The organism is Nonomuraea sp. NPDC050783 (genome assembly GCF_040802095.1).
GTDB lineage: Bacteria > Actinomycetota > Actinomycetes > Streptosporangiales > Streptosporangiaceae > Nonomuraea.
This window is the reverse complement of record NZ_JBFAHK010000016.1, coordinates 176,608-190,248: the sequence shown is the minus strand read 5'-3', so window position 1 is coordinate 190,248 and position 13,641 is coordinate 176,608. Positions and strand designations below refer to the sequence as shown.

The window sequence follows — 13,641 nt, the reverse complement described above, 5'->3', positions numbered from 1 at the left end:
CGGTCAACGGGGGCACGGAGGGGAGCCAATATTGTGTGACGAATATCACAATAACTGGAAATAGCGTGCTAACGTGCTGGTTAGCCAAGCGCACACCAAGCGATTACCGCGTTTCGGTTGCGCGGCACCCCCCTCGACAGGGCAAGCTCATGGATCGTGAGCCCCGGTCCGCGTTTGAGTGAGCGCCCCCAGACGAACGATGTCCCCTCGGCGCGCCGGTCGTCGCGGCGCGTGAAGCCCAAGACCATCGTCATCTCCGCCGTCTCCCTGGCGGTCCTGGGCGGTGGCGGCACCTTCATCACCCTGCGCGCCATCGACAACGCCAGCAAGCCGGTCACCCCGGCCTTCAGCCTCGACGACATGGGCAGGCTGGCCAGCGGCAACCTGTCCGGCCCCGACCCCAAGACCGACGCGCTCAAGGCGGCGGCCGAGCGGGCCTTCCGGGCCGAGCAGCTGAAGAAGAACCGCGACGGGGCCGGCGACCACGAGGACGAGCTGTCCTGGGTCGTGCCCAAGCGGGCGCCCGGCGGCAACGGCTTCCCCGCCACGAACTTCCCGCCCGGCAGCGACCCCTCGCCCGGCAGCAACAAGGCCACCGCCAAGGCCATGCTGGGCGCGTTCGGCTTCGGTGCCGACCAGTGGGGCTGCCTGGAGTCGCTCTGGCAGAAGGAGAGCGGCTGGAACGAGCGGGCCATGAACCGCTACTCCGGCGCGTACGGCATCCCGCAGTCCCTCCCGGGCAGCAAGATGGCCAGCGCGGGCGCCGACTGGCAGGTCAACGCCGCCACCCAGATCAAGTGGGGCCTCGGCTACATCAAGGGCCGCTACGGCACGCCCTGTGCCGCCTGGGGCCACTCGCAGTCCACGGGCTGGTACTAGCCGCCCGGGAGGCGCCCGTACTTAAAGGGACATTGGGCCAGGTCAACTTTCCTTCTGCAATCGGCAAGCCGTCACGCCCCCGGCGCGGGGCGGGGCACAGGCTGGCCACATGGGTGTGAAGGTCAGTGTGATCGTCAATGTCCACAATCCGGGTGACACCGCGGACGCGTGCATCCGCTCCGCCGTGGAGCAGACGATGCCCGCCGACGAGTACGAAGTGCTGCTCGTGGACGACGGGTCCACGGACGGGACGGCGGAGCGCCTGGACGCCATCGCCGCGACCCGCGCCAACGTGCGGGCGCTGCACCTGCCGCACACCGGCTCGCCGACGCGCGGCCGCAACGTGGGGCTGGCCGCGGCCCAGGGCGACTACGTCTACTTCCTCGACCAGGGCGACCGCCTGGAGCGCGACGCGCTGGCCCGCATGCACGAGCGGGCCGTGGAGACCGACGCGGACGTGCTGATCGGCCGCCTGGTACGCGACCACGGCTCGCCGATGATCGCCTTCGCGCGCGGCACCGCCCGCGCCGACATCCTGCGCGACCGCCTGCTGAGCCTGCTCGGCCCCCAGCAGCTCTACCGCCGGGCCTTCCTGGAGGACAACGAGCTGGGCTTCTCGGTGACCGGCGGGCGCCTGGCCGAGCAGGCGTTCGTCATGCGGGCGTACCTGCAGGCCAAGGTCATCGCGGTGCTGGCCGAGCACGTCTGCTGCCACCTCGGCGAGCGGCGGCGCACCGAGGAGGACCCGCACGCCATGGTGCAGGAGCTGCGGGCGCTGCTCGACGACATCGACACCTACGTCGGCGCGGGCCGCCAGCGCGACCGCATGTACGCCTACTGGTACCGCTACGCCGTGCTGCGCCCGCTGCTGACCAGCAGGTTCGCCGACTCCTCCGTGGACAGGGGCCGGCACTTCCGGCTCGTCCAGGAGCTGATGGCCGACCGCTTCCCGGAGAAGCTGGACCGCCACCTGCCCGTCCAGCTCCGCGCGGTGGCCGCGTTCGTGCGGATGGGCCGCCTGGACCAGATCGTGCTGCTGGCCGCCTCCACCCGGCGCGGCGGCCTGCGCTCGGAGCTGACCGAGGTGCGCTGGGACGCCCACGTCCTGGTGCTCGGGTTCACCGCCGAGGTCGAGGGCCCCGACGGCCGGCCCGACCGCTACCGCGTGGAAGGCCCCCGCCTGCACTGGATGCCGCCGCGCTCCATCGACGCCAGGCTGCTGCACCCCAGCGTCACCAACGTCAGCGAGGCCGTCGAGCGGGCCCGCATCGAGGTCTACCTGCGGCACGCCGGGACCGGCGTCATCCACTTCCTGCCGCTGGCCCAGCGCGTGGAGGTGCTCTCCGAGGGCCGCCGCCGGGCCCGGGTGCAGATCAAGGCCGAGGCCAGGATCGACGTGACCACGGCCGCGCTCGGCGAGCCGCTGAGCCCCGGGCACTGGGAGCTGCACGTCCGCATGTTCGGCGGCGCCAACCAGGCCAGGAGCCGGGTGCGGCGGCCCGAGGGCCCGCTCAACTGCCTCGGCGTGCTGGCCCAGCGGCCCCGGATGCGGCTGGTGGTGCCCTGCTGGTCCGACCGGGGGGAGCTGGGGCTGGCCGTCGAGCCGGGCTCGTTCGCCGAGTCGATCGCGATGGTGTCGCCGGCCGCCGAGGTCAAGCAGCTCGACGGGCACGCCTACGTCGTCCTGCCGGTGCCGTACGTGCCGCCGAGCGGCGGCCCGCCGCTGGAGCTGGTGCTGCGCTCCACCCGGCACGGCCGCGAGCGCGAGGTGAGCGCCCCGGCGCTGGCCGAGGCCGGGGTGCCCGGCAAGCTGGCCGGGCAGCTCGTGGCCAAGCTGCCGGTGCGGCGCGGCTGGGCCGTCCCCGACCACCTCGGCCCCGGCACCTGGCTGGCGTTCCTGCGCTCGCCGGAGGGGGAGATCGGGCTGCGCTTCGCGCTGAACGTGCGCAGGGGCCGGGTCCAGGTGCGCCCGGCCGCCGCGGCGGACCCGCAGCGGCCCTCGCCCCTCGGCCGGGACACCGTGTGGCACCGGCTCGGGCGGCGGATGCCCGGCGCGCGGCACATCGTGCGCCTGGTACGCGCCGGCAGGCACCGCTACCTCAGCTGACCCAGCCCTCCAGCTCCTCGAACGCGGCGCGGAAGGCGGGCAACATCGGCTTGAGCCGGTCGGGGTAGACGTCCACCAGGCTGTCGAGGTGGTTGCCGCCCTCGATCCGGTGGTAGCGGAACGGCCGGTGCGGCCCGACCATCCGCGCGTAGACGTCGGAGTCGCGGGAGATGGGCAGCAGCGTGTCGAGCGTCCCGTGGATCGTGATGAGCGGCTTGGTGATCCGGCCGGTCAGCGCGATCTTGGCGACGGCCGCGTACGGCTTGCGCGCGGCGTAGTCGTAGTCGGCCGCCGCGCCCTCGTACGACGGGTCCAGCTCCTTCTGGTAGAGCTGCTGGGTCAGCTCCCAGTAGTACTGCCGGTGGAACGGCCACAGGAACTCCGACCCGGCCGCGAACCCGGCCGCCCGCACCCCGGCCTCGTCCGGGTACGCCTTCAGCGCCGGCGGCAGGAAGTTCAGCAGGTTGTCGCCCTTGAGCCGCCAGAGCGTGCCCTCCCAGTCCACGCCGCCGTCGTAGAGCCATCCCCGGTTCTCCAGCTGCCACCTGACCAGGTAGCCGCCGTTGGAGATGCCGGCCGCGAACGTGCGGCGGGGCTGCCTGCCGTACCGCTGCCTGACCACGGCCTTGGCGGCCACGGCGAGCTGGGTGACGCGCTGGTTCCACTCGGCGATGGCGTCGCCGGGCTCGCGGCCGTCCTCGTGGAAGGCGACGCCGACGTTGCCCTTGTCGGTGGCGGCGAAGGCGTAGCCCTTGGACAGCACCCAGTCGGAGATCGTGTAGTCGTTGGCGTACTGCTCCCGGTTGCCGGGGGTGCCGCTGACGACCAGGCCGCCGTTCCAGCGGTCGGGCAGCCTGATCACGAACTGCGCGTCGTGGTTCCAGCCGTGCGTGGCGTTGCCGGTGGAGGTGTCGGGGAAGTAGCCGTCGATCTGCGTGCCGGGCACGCCGGTCGGGTTGACGGTGGCGGCCGCGTGCAGGCCGGCCCAGTCGGCGGGGTCGGTGTGGCCGGTGGCCGCGGTGCCGGCGGTGGTCAGGTCGTCCAGGCGGGCGACGACCTGCTTCTCCGCGCCCGGCACGACGAGCTGATGGTGCTGCTGCTGGACGGGCGTCAGTAAGCTCGCCACGAGGGTGAGGGCGACCAGCATCACGCCTCCTTCAGGTGCTCGGCCAGCAGGCGGCCGAACTCGGCCGGGTGCTCCAGGTGCGGGCTGTGGCCGCACTCGTCGAGCACGACCTCCCGGTAGCGGCCGTAGCGCTCCAGCACCGCCCGGGTCTGCGTCACCATCGGCTGCGCGGGCGTGCCGGGCGAGCCGGGCACGACGCCGAGCGCGCCGAGGTGGGCCAGGTCGAACAACGAGGTGTCGGAGACGATCACGTCGTCGGCGCCCCTGATCCACAGGACGGGCGGCTTCGGGTCGATCCCCGGCAGGTCGTCCAGCCGGAAGTAGGTGGGGGCCATGGTGTTGAGCACGCCGCTCTTGCCGGGGGCCAGGCCCGGCCAGGCGTCGGAGGCGACGGCGTCGCCCGGGTAGTGGGCCTCGCCGACGCGGGTGGTGAGCATCGCGCGGACGTAGAAGTCCTCGTCGGGGACGGGGTTCTTCACGTACGCGGAGCGGAAGACGTTGCGCGGCGAGGTGGGGGCCTCCTCCGACAGGTCGCCGGCCTGGAGCCGGGCCACGAAGTCGGGGTTGGCGCCCCCGGCGCCCGCGCCCGCGCCGTCGGGGTGCGTGAGCGTGCCGTCCGGGCCCTCGGTGCCGCCGAACCCGTACGGGGAGACCGGGTTGACCAGGGTGAGGCTGCGCACGGCGGCCGGCCGGTCGCGCAGGGCCTGCATGACGACGCCGCCGCCCATGCTCCAGCCCACCAGGTGGACCGGCTCCAGGCCCAGGGCCTCGACCAGCTCCAGCACGTCGTCGGAGTAGTCGCGCAGGCCCCGCGTGGCGTCCACCGGGGCCGGGTCGGTGTCGCCGAACCCGCGCAGGTCCACGGCGAGCGGGCGGTAGCCGGCGGGCAGCGCCGTCATGGCGTCGCGCCAGAAGGCGGCCGAGGAGACGTTGCCGTGGACGAACAGCACGGGCTCGCCGGTGTCCCTGCCCTCGACGGTCAGGACGTTCTGGGTGAGCCTCGGCGTGGTGACCTTCATCGCGTGTGGATCCTTTCAGCCAGGTCGCGGCCCCGGGTCTCGCGGGCGGCGTAGACCGCGCCCAGGGTGAGCACCGCGGCCAGTCCAAGGTAGAGGGAGATGGGCAGGCTGCTCGCATACGCCTTGAGCAGCGCCACCGCGATGATCGGGGCCAGCGCGCCCGCCAGGATGGCCGAGAGCTGGGCGCCGACCGACACGCCGGTGTAGCGCGTCCTGGTGCCGAACAGTTCCGAGAAGAAGGCCGCCTGCGGGCCGTACATCATGCCGTGGAAGAGCAGGCCGACGATGACCGCCAGGGTGATCGCCAGGAAGTTGCCGGTGTCCACCAGCGGGAAGAATGCGAAGATCCACACCCCGATGCCGGCGGCCCCGGCCAGGTAGACCGGGCGGCGGCCGACCCGGTCGGACAGCGCGCCCCACATCGGGATCGTCACGAAGTGCACGGCCGAGGCGACCAGCACGGCGTTGAGCACGGTCGAGTTGTCGATGCCCGCGGTCTTGGCGTAGGTGATGACGAAGACCGTCAGCAGGTAGAAGGAGATGTTCTCGGCCAGGCGGGCGCCGATGGCGACGAGCACGTCCTTGCCGTGGTGGCGCAGCACGCCCACGATCGGCGCCCGCTCCTCCGGCGGGGCCTGCTGGAACACCGGCGACTCGCTGATCGTCAGCCGGATCCACAGGCCGATCAGCACCAGCACGCCGGACAGCAGGAACGGCACCCGCCACCCCCACGCCAGGAACGCCTCGTCGGACTGCCAGGCGGCCAGCGCCGCCAGCACGCCGGTGGCCAGCAGGTTGCCGCCGGGCGCGCCGGCCTGCGGCCAGGAGGCCCAGAAGCCGCGGCGGGCGTCGTCGCCGTGCTCGGAGACGATGAGCACCGCGCCGCCCCACTCGCCGCCGAGCGCGAAGCCCTGCACCAGGCGCAGCGCCGTCAGCAGCAGCGCGGCGGCCGGGCCCAGGCTCGCGTACGTCGGCAGGCAGCCGATGAGGAACGTCGCCGCGCCCATCATCAGCAGGCTGAGGACCAGCAGCCGCTTGCGGCCCAGCCGGTCGCCGAAGTGCCCGAACACCAGGCCGCCGAGCGGGCGGGCGACGAAGCCGACGGCGTAGGTGAGGAACGACAGCAGCGTGCCGGTCAGCGGGTCGGAGTCGGGGAAGAACAACTTGTTGAACACCAGGGCGGCTGCCGAGCCGTACAGGAAGAAGTCGTACCACTCGATGGTGGTGCCTATCAGGCTGGCGGCGACGATCCTCTTGATGGAAGTGGCCATGCCGGTCACGCTAAGGAGTGACCGGCGTCACTCATATGGAGTCGGGACCCACAGTCTGCCGGGCGGTTGTGTGGCCGAGCCGGTGCAGGCGGAGCGCGAGCTGGAGCTCCAGAGCGCGCTCGGGCTCCTGCCAGCCGTCGCCGAGCAGCCGTCCCACCCGCTCCAGGCGCTGCGTCACCGTGTTGACGTGGATGTGCATGGCCTCGGCGGTGCGCGACGGCGAGCCGCCCGTGCCGAAGTAGGCCGCCAGCGTGTCGGCCAGCGCGGTGCCGCGGCGGGCGTCGTAGTCCACGACCGCGCCCAGCACCCGGTCCACGAAGCCGCGCACGTCGCGGCCGTCGCCGAGCAGCAGGCCGACGAAGCCAAGCTCGGCGGCGCTCGCGCCGTCGCCCGCCCGGCCCAGCGCGAGCAGCGCCTCGGCGCACCGCCGCGCCTCCTGGTAGGCGCCGGCGACGTTGCCCGCCGCCGGGCCCGCGGGGGCCGCGCCCGCCGTCGCGGGCGTGCCCAGCGACGCGCTCAGCTCGGCGGCCACCCGCCCCGCCAGCGCGCCCGCGTGCTCGCCCGGCAGCAGCAGCACGACCTCCTCGCCCCGCCCGGCCGCCAGCCCGTGCCGCAGCGTGGCCTGCGAGGACGCCCAGAACGCGGCCCGCTCCCGCTGCCCGCCGTGCCGGACCACCACCACGACGTGCGGCGCGCCCAGGTCCACGCCGAGCCGCCGCGCCCGGTCGGCCAGCCCGGGGGAGCCCGGCCGGGCGATCAGGTCGTCCAGCAGCTCGCCCCGCACCCGGCCCTCGGCCTCGGCCACGCTCCTGCGGAACAGCAGCAGCAGCGCGCACACCAGTGCCGCCCGCTCCAGGATGCGCTCGTCGGCGTCGTCGCTGCGCAGCACGAGCGTGCACAGGGGCTCGCCGCCGACGTCCACCGAGGCCACCAGCAGCTCGCCCCTGCGCACGGTGCGGCCCAGCGCCCGCGACGCCTGCGCCGCCTCGAACACTCCGGAGTCCAGCTCGCCCACGTCGCCGGTGAGCGGGCGGCCCAGGTCGTCCAGCACCGCCAGCGAGCCGCCCAGCACGTCCGTCACCACGGCCGCGACGTCCTCGATGCCGCCGCCGCGCAGCACCAGCGAGGTCATCCGGTCGTGCGCCAGCGCCGCCCGCTCCACGGCCTCGCCGTGCGCCCGCGCCGTGCGGTGGGCCTGGGACAGCTCCTCCAGCGCGTTCCTGGTCTCCTGCAGCAGCCGGGCGTTGTCGATCGCCACCGCGGCGTGCGCCGCCAGGCTCGCCAGCAGCGCCACCTCCTCCTGGTGGAACGGCCGGGCGCTGCGGTTGGCCGCCATCAGCACGCCGATCACCCGCTGGCCCAGCCGCAGCGGCACGCCCAGGATCGCGACCAGACCCTCCTCCTCGACGGCCTCGTCGATGTGGCCCTCGTGGCGGAAGCGCGGGTCGGCGAAGTAGTCGGCGGTCGAGTACGGCGTGGCCGTCTGCGCCACCAGCCCGCCCAGCCCGGCCCCCATCGCCAGCCGCAGCGCCCGGAACTTGGCCGAGATCGACCCGTCGGTCACCCGCATGTAGGTGTCGCCGCGCTCGGGGTCGTGCAGCGTCATGTACGCGATGTCGGTCGCGAGGAGCTGCCTGGCCCGGTGAACGATGGCCTCCAGGACGGCGTCCAGGTCGCGCAGGGCGGCCAGGTCGCCGGCGGTGTCGTACAGGGCCGACAGCTCGGCCTCGCGCCGGGCCCGCCGCCGCAGCAGCGCGCGCACCTTCAGCGCCTCGACCTTGGCCCGCTCCAGCGCCTCGATCTCGGCCGGGTCCGCGCCGCGCGCCCGCGCCTCGACGATCGGCCCCTCGAACTCGACCGCCGACGCCTCCCGTGCCAGCAGCTCCAGGTACGCGTGAGCCATCAGCGGGCGGTCCACCCGCCGTCCATCGGCAGCGACACGCCGGTGACGAACGACCCGGCCGGCCCGCACAGGTAGGCGACCAGCTCGGCCACCTCCTCCGGCTCGATCAGGCGTTTGATCGCGGCGGGCCGCAGCATGATGTCCTCCACGACCTCCTCCGGCGCGATCCCGTGCACCCTGGCCTGGTCGGCGATCTGCGCCTCCACCAGCCCGGTCCGCACGTACGCCGGGCACACGCACGTCGAGGTGACCCCGTGGGGCGCCCCCTCCAGCGCGACGACCTTGGAGAAACCCTCCAGCGCGTGCTTGGCCGTGGTGTACGCCGACTTGAACGGCGAGGCCCGCAGCCCGTGGACCGACGAGATGTTGACGAACCTGCCCCAGCCCCGCTCGTACATGCCGGGCAGCACCCGCCGCGCGATGAGGAACGGCGCCTCCACCATGACCCGCATCATCGTCGAGAAGACCTCAGGCGGGAACTCCTCGATGGGCGCCACGTGCTGGAACCCGGCGTTGTTGACCACGATGTCGACCGGCTCGTCCGGCAGCGCCGCGACGAACCCGGGATCGGCCAGATCGGCCGCCACGGCCACGCCGCCCACCTCGGCGGCCACCTTCTCGGCGGGCTCGGCCCGCACGTCCACGACCAGCACCCTGGCGCCGGCGGCGGCCAGCCGGCGGGCGCAGGCCGCCCCGATGCCGCTGCCCGCCCCCGTCACCAGCGCGGTCCGCCCCGTCAGCTCCTTCGCCATACCCCGCACCCTAGGCGGTCGCCGGACCCGCTCGCATGGGTGCCACCGACATAGATACGTGCTCCGTTATGTGGATCAGGCCGTCTGCTATCTTGGTGTGCATGATCGCGTATGCGCAGCAGTGGTGGCCCGCCTCCTAGGCGGACCCTCCAGCGCACACGCAGCCGGCCGCCTCGACGAGGCGGCCGCCGGCAGCTGCACGCGCCCCCGTCGAGCACATCACGAAAGGGGCGCTTCCCGTGACCAGCACCGCCAGCACGGCCACCGGCACCACCATCGGCATCACCACCTGGGCCGACCTGCTCTCCCTGCTCCTCGACGGGGTGTCGCTCACCTCGCGCCAGGCCGCCTGGGCGATGGAGCAGATCATGTCGGGGCGGGCCACGGACGCCCAGATCGCCGCGTTCGCCGTCGCGCTGCGCGCCAAGGGCGAGAGCGTGGAGGAGGTCTCCGGGCTGGCCGACGGCATGCTGGCGCGGTCGGCGGCGATCCGGGTCTCCGGCGACCCCGTCGATCTCGTCGGCACCGGCGGCGACCGGGCCGACACCGTCAACATCTCCACCATGGCCGCCATCGTGGCCGCCGCCGCGGGCGTCAAGGTCGTCAAGCACGGCGGCCGGGCCGCCAGCTCCAGGTCGGGGGCGGCCGACGTGCTGGAGGAGCTGGGCGTGGTCATCGACCTGCCGCCCGCCGCCGTCGTGGACATCGCCGACGAGCTCGGCATCACCTTCTGCTTCGCGCCCGCCTTCAACCCGGCGCTGCGGCGCACCGCCGGGCCCCGCCGCGAGCTGGGCGTCCCCACGGTCTTCAACTTCCTGGCCCCGCTCACCAACCCCGCGCTGCCGCCCGCGCAGGCGGTCGGGGTCTTCCACCCGCAGATGGCGCCCGTCATCGCCGGCGTGCTGGCCGAGCGCGGCGGCTCCGCGCTGGTCTTCCGCGGCAACGACGGGCTGGACGAGCTGACCACCTGCGGCCCCTCGACCGTCTGGGTCGTCCGGCTCGGCAAGGTCACCCGCACCACGTTCGACCCCGCCGAGCTGGGCATCGCCCGCGCCCGCCCCGAGGACCTGCGCGGCGGCGACGCCCGGCACAACGCCGCCGTGGCGCGGAGCGTGCTCGCGGCCGAACGCGGGCCCGTACGCGACGTCGTCCTGCTCAACGCCGCCGCCGCCGTGGTGGCCGCCGAGGGCGCGCCGCGCGCGAACGAGCTGGTGCCCGCCCTGGCCGGCGCCTACAAGCGGGCCGCCGACGCCGTGGACTCCGGCGCCGCCCTGTCGCTGCTCACCCGCTGGGGGCACGCCACCAGGACGGCCTGAACGCCACGGGCCCCGGTCCCGCTACGGGTGGGTCATGGACAACACGTCGAGCGCGGCGTCGAGCTGCTCCTCGGTCAGGGTGCCGTCGGCCACGTGGCCGCGCTCGACGACCACCTCGCGGATGGTCCTGCGCTCGGCCAGCGCCTGCTTGGCGATCTTCGCGGCCTCCTCGTAGCCGACGTACTTGTTCAGCGGCGTGACGATCGACGGGGACGACTCGGCGTACTCGCGCAGGCGCTCCACGTTCGCCGTGATGCCGCTGACGCAGCGGTCGGCGAGCAGGCGCGAGACGTTCGCCAGCAGCCTGATCGACTCCAGGATGTTGCGGGCGATGACCGGGAGCTGCACGTTCAGCTCGAAGCTGCCGGACGCCCCCGCGAACGTGATCGCCGCGTCGTTGCCGATGACCTGCGCCGCCACCATGGCGGTGGCCTCGGGGATCACCGGGTTGACCTTGCCCGGCATGATGGACGAGCCGGGCTGCAGGTCGGGCAGGTTGATCTCGCCCAGCCCCGCGCGCGGCCCCGAGCCCATCCAGCGCAGGTCGTTGGCGATCTTGTTGAGCGACACCGCCACCACCTTGAGCTGCCCGGACAGCTCCACGATGGAGTCCTGGGCGCTCTGCGCCTCGAAGTGGTCGGCCGCCTCGGTGAACGGGATGCCGGTCGCCTCGCGCAGCTTGGCGATGGCCGCCTGCGCGAAGCCGGGCGGCGTGTTGATGCCCGTGCCCACCGCCGTGCCGCCCAGCGGCAGCTCCAGCACCCGGTCCATCGCCGCCGTCACCCGCACCACGCCGTGCTCGACCTGCGTGGCGTAGCCGCCGAACTCCTGGCCCAGCGTCACCGGCGTGGCGTCCATGAGGTGGGTGCGCCCCGACTTCACCACGCCCTGGAACTCGGCCGCCTTCGCCCGCAGCGCCTCGGCCAGGTGCCGCAGCGACGGGATCAGGTGGAAGGTCACCTCGGTCGCCGCCGCCACGTGGATCGAGGTCGGGAAGACGTCGTTGGACGACTGCGAGGCGTTCACGTGGTCGTTGGGGTGCACCGGACGGCCCAGCCGCTCCTCGGCCAGCGTCGCGATCACCTCGTTGGCGTTCATGTTGGACGAGGTGCCCGAGCCGGTCTGGAAGACGTCGATCGGGAAGTGGCCGTCGTGCTCGTTGTCGGCCACGTCGGCCGCCGCCTGCGCGATCGCCTCGGCCAGGTCCTTGTCGATCACGCCCAGCTCGCCGTTGACCTCGGCGGCGACCGCCTTGATCAGGCCCAGCGCGGCGATGTGGGACGGCTCCAGCGGGCGCCCCGAGACCGGGAAGTTCTCCACCGCCCGCTGGGTCTGCGCGCGCCACCTGGCCCCCACCGGGACGCGCACCTCGCCCATCGAGTCATGTTCGATACGGAACTCGCTCATGACTCCCAGTCTTACCCCACGGGCTCAGCTGCTGAAGAGCGCCACGATCAGCACGGCGATCACGACGGCGGCCGCGGCGGCCACCGCCATGAGGACGAGCATGCCGTTGCGGTTGCCCGCCGGCTTCTCCTCGGGGCCCACGATGGAGAACAGGTCCGTCCCCAGGCCCTGGCCCTCGAACGGGACCTGCGGCACGCCCTGCTGGGGAGCCGGGCCGGGCGGCTGGTGCGGGCCCTGCTGGAGGCCCTGCGGCTGCGGCTGGGACTGCGGCCGGGACTGGGACTGGGACTGGGGCTGGGGCTGCGGGGGGAGGGGCGGCGGGGCCTGGTGCGGGGCCGTGTCCTGCTGGCGGCCGGGCCCGGACGTCGCCGGAGGGTAGACCTGCTGGCCCGGCGAGCCGATCGGCGACTGGATGCGCATGGTGTTGATCGCGCCCTCGTCGGCCGGCTGCTGCGGCGGCTGCGGCTGTCGCGGCGGCGCCGGGAACGAGCCCTTGGGACGGGCCACGCTGATCGTGCGGTCGGGGTCGAAGCCGTCCTCTGCGGAGGCGGAGGCAGGAGCGGGGGCGGAAGCGGGGGAGGGCGCGGGCGCGCGGCCCGGCCCCTGCGCGGCCTCGCCGCCGGAACGACCCGGGACACCCGCACCCGGCGCGCCCGGCATCTCCCGGGCACCCGGCGTACCCGCCGTTTCCCGGGAGCCCGGCGCACCCGGCGTCTCCCGGGAGCCCGGCGTACCCGGCGTTTCCCGGACGCCCGGCGTCCTCTGCGCGCCCGGTGTCCCCGCCTGCGGGGGGCGGTCCTGTCCGGCGCTGTGCTGCACGGTGGGGGCCTTGGGGCCCGGCGGCGCGCTCCGGGGGCTCCGCGGGTCCCCGGCGGCGGGGACGGGCCCCTGCGGCCCCGTGGCGGGCCCGCGCGGCGCGGCCGGGGCGGGGGTCTGGTTCGGGCTGGCGAACGGGTCGGGCAAAGCGGCCTCCTGCGCCATCAGAGCCTCGGCCGTGAGCACCGGCATCTCGCTCGTCGGGGTGTCGGCGACCATGCGCAGCATGGTCTCCGCCTTGGCAGCGTTCAGCCGCTGCCGGTAGTCCTTGTTGAGCAGCCCGTTCAGCACGGGCCGCAACTGCCCCGCCTGCGTGGGCGGGTCGGCGCTCTCGGTGAGCAGCGCCGCCAGCGTCTCGGCGATCGTCGAGCGCTCGTACGCCGGCCGCCCCTCCACCGCGAAGTACAGCGTGGCCCCGAGCGACCAGATGTCCGACTCCGGCCCGGTGTACTCGCCCCTGGCACGTTCCGGCGCGGTGTAGCCCGGCGAGCCGATCACCATGCCGGTCTTGGTGAGCCGGGAGTCGCCCTCCGCCTTGGCGATGCCGAAGTCGGTCAGCACCACGCGGCCGCTCTCGGTGATGAGCACGTTGCCCGGCTTGACGTCACGGTGCGTGATGCCCTGGGCGTGCGCGGCCCGCAACGCGCCGAGCAGGTCGACGCCGATCTCGGCCACCAGGCGCGGGGGCAGCGGCCCCTCCTCCTCGATGACCTGCTCCAGCGAGCGGGCCTCGATGAGCTCCATGATGATCCACGGGCTGCCGTCGTCGATCAGCACGTCGTGGATCGCGGCGACCGACGGGTGGTTGATCCGCGAGGCGATGCGGCCCTCGCGGACCATGCGCTCGCGCAGCTCGGCCCGCTGCTCCTCGGTGAGCCCGGGGTCCTGGCGGATCTCCTTGACCGCCACCTCGCGCCCGAGCGCGCGATCGCGCGCGCGCCACACCGTGCCCATGGTGCCCCGGCCCAGAGGGGCGATGAGCTCGTAGCGCTCCGCGAGCAGGCGGATCTGCTGTTCCGGCATACGAAGAAGATATCGATTCTCG

At 73.8% G+C, this 13,641-nt stretch carries 10 protein-coding genes; 3 read left to right on the top strand and 7 right to left on the bottom strand.

Annotation, left to right across the window (positions count from 1 at the left end):
• Window positions 1-231 precede the first annotated feature (231 nt).
• The gene (locus AB0H75_RS34785) at window positions 232-879 is read left to right on the top strand and encodes a lytic transglycosylase domain-containing protein (protein ID WP_367803876.1); all 648 of its coding nucleotides are present in this window, start codon (window positions 232-234) and stop codon (window positions 877-879) included.
• A 109-nt stretch (window positions 880-988) separates the two neighbouring features.
• Entirely contained in the window at window positions 989-2,986 is a 1,998-nt protein-coding gene (locus tag AB0H75_RS34780; protein WP_367803874.1) for a glycosyltransferase family 2 protein, read from the top strand.
• On the opposite strand, the gene AB0H75_RS34775 is transcribed toward AB0H75_RS34780, so the two are convergent.
• The 5 genes from AB0H75_RS34775 to AB0H75_RS34755 are packed head-to-tail and all read right to left on the bottom strand — an operon-like array spanning window position 2,979 to window position 9,057.
• Complete coding sequence (locus AB0H75_RS34775; protein ID WP_367803872.1) at window positions 2,979-4,133, bottom strand: alpha/beta hydrolase family protein; 1,155 nt, start codon at window positions 4,131-4,133, stop codon at window positions 2,979-2,981. The two genes, AB0H75_RS34780 and AB0H75_RS34775, sit on opposite strands and share 8 nt — an antisense overlap.
• Window positions 4,133-5,131: an alpha/beta fold hydrolase gene (locus AB0H75_RS34770; protein WP_367803870.1), complete on the bottom strand. Its 999-nt coding sequence runs from the start codon at window positions 5,129-5,131 to the stop codon at window positions 4,133-4,135. The genes AB0H75_RS34775 and AB0H75_RS34770 overlap by 1 nt, the downstream gene beginning before the upstream one ends.
• Window positions 5,128-6,402, bottom strand: coding sequence for an MFS transporter (locus AB0H75_RS34765; protein ID WP_367803868.1), 1,275 nt, complete (start codon window positions 6,400-6,402; stop codon window positions 5,128-5,130). The genes AB0H75_RS34770 and AB0H75_RS34765 overlap by 4 nt, the downstream gene beginning before the upstream one ends.
• A gap of 31 nt (window positions 6,403-6,433) precedes the next feature.
• Window positions 6,434-8,305: a helix-turn-helix domain-containing protein gene (locus tag AB0H75_RS34760; RefSeq protein ID WP_367803866.1), complete on the bottom strand. Its 1,872-nt coding sequence runs from the start codon at window positions 8,303-8,305 to the stop codon at window positions 6,434-6,436.
• Window positions 8,305-9,057 carry a 3-hydroxybutyrate dehydrogenase gene (locus tag AB0H75_RS34755; RefSeq protein WP_367803864.1) on the bottom strand — a complete coding sequence of 251 codons (753 nt, stop codon included), beginning with the start codon at window positions 9,055-9,057 and terminating at the stop codon, window positions 8,305-8,307. Before AB0H75_RS34755 ends, AB0H75_RS34760 begins: the two co-directional genes overlap by 1 nt.
• 239 nt (window positions 9,058-9,296) lie before the next feature.
• Between AB0H75_RS34755 and trpD the strand changes: the two genes are divergently transcribed.
• The gene (gene trpD, locus AB0H75_RS34750) at window positions 9,297-10,373 is read left to right on the top strand and encodes an anthranilate phosphoribosyltransferase (RefSeq protein ID WP_367803862.1); all 1,077 of its coding nucleotides are present in this window, start codon (window positions 9,297-9,299) and stop codon (window positions 10,371-10,373) included.
• 21 nt (window positions 10,374-10,394) lie between these two features.
• Here trpD and AB0H75_RS34745 read toward each other — a convergent pair whose 3' ends face one another.
• Window positions 10,395-11,780: a class II fumarate hydratase gene (locus AB0H75_RS34745; protein WP_367803860.1), complete on the bottom strand. Its 1,386-nt coding sequence runs from the start codon at window positions 11,778-11,780 to the stop codon at window positions 10,395-10,397.
• A gap of 24 nt (window positions 11,781-11,804) precedes the next feature.
• The gene (locus AB0H75_RS34740) at window positions 11,805-13,619 is read right to left on the bottom strand and encodes a protein kinase (RefSeq protein WP_367803858.1); all 1,815 of its coding nucleotides are present in this window, start codon (window positions 13,617-13,619) and stop codon (window positions 11,805-11,807) included.
• Between the last annotated feature and the right edge of the window lie 22 nt (window positions 13,620-13,641).

Excerpts from the sequence above, each read along its gene's own strand:
- AB0H75_RS34780 (WP_367803874.1), top strand. The coding sequence starts at position 989 with ATGGGTGTGAAGGTCAGTGTGATCGTCAATGTCCACAATCCGGGTGAC.
- AB0H75_RS34775 (WP_367803872.1), bottom strand. The coding sequence starts at position 4,133 with ATGCTGGTCGCCCTCACCCTCGTGGCGAGCTTACTGACGCCCGTCCAG.
- AB0H75_RS34770 (WP_367803870.1), bottom strand. The coding sequence starts at position 5,131 with ATGAAGGTCACCACGCCGAGGCTCACCCAGAACGTCCTGACCGTCGAG.
- AB0H75_RS34765 (WP_367803868.1), bottom strand. The coding sequence starts at position 6,402 with ATGGCCACTTCCATCAAGAGGATCGTCGCCGCCAGCCTGATAGGCACC.
- AB0H75_RS34760 (WP_367803866.1), bottom strand. The coding sequence starts at position 8,305 with ATGGCTCACGCGTACCTGGAGCTGCTGGCACGGGAGGCGTCGGCGGTC.
- AB0H75_RS34755 (WP_367803864.1), bottom strand. The coding sequence starts at position 9,057 with ATGGCGAAGGAGCTGACGGGGCGGACCGCGCTGGTGACGGGGGCGGGC.
- AB0H75_RS34745 (WP_367803860.1), bottom strand. The coding sequence starts at position 11,780 with ATGAGCGAGTTCCGTATCGAACATGACTCGATGGGCGAGGTGCGCGTC.
- AB0H75_RS34740 (WP_367803858.1), bottom strand. The coding sequence starts at position 13,619 with ATGCCGGAACAGCAGATCCGCCTGCTCGCGGAGCGCTACGAGCTCATC.